The organism is Xanthomarina sp. F2636L (assembly GCF_026410195.1).
Lineage (GTDB): Bacteria > Bacteroidota > Bacteroidia > Flavobacteriales > Flavobacteriaceae > Xanthomarina.
Genome location: NZ_JAPMLM010000022.1, coordinates 1 through 248, shown reverse-complemented (window position 1 = coordinate 248; position 248 = coordinate 1). Strand labels below are relative to the sequence as shown.

General features: G+C 41.9%; 1 protein-coding gene. It reads left to right on the top strand.

The window, feature by feature from the left end:
* A partial coding sequence (locus OS191_RS00100; RefSeq protein WP_267153676.1) for an HYR-like domain-containing protein occupies nt 1-248 on the top strand: 248 nt, incomplete at both ends.

Genomic DNA, 248 nt, shown 5'->3' with positions numbered 1-248 from the left:
CCTGTAGCTCCAGCTGCTCCTGCTGATCTAACAGTAGAATGTATCGATGATGTACCTGCTCCTATAGATTTAACAGCAACGGATAACTGTGCTGGTGATGTAGTTGCAACTCCTGTTGACTCAACTGATAGTTCTGATCCTTGTAATGTAGTCGTTACGCGTACTTGGACATTTACTGATTCTTGTAATAATACATCTAGTGTGTCACAAACTATTACTGTTTCTGATACTACGGCACCTGTAGCTCC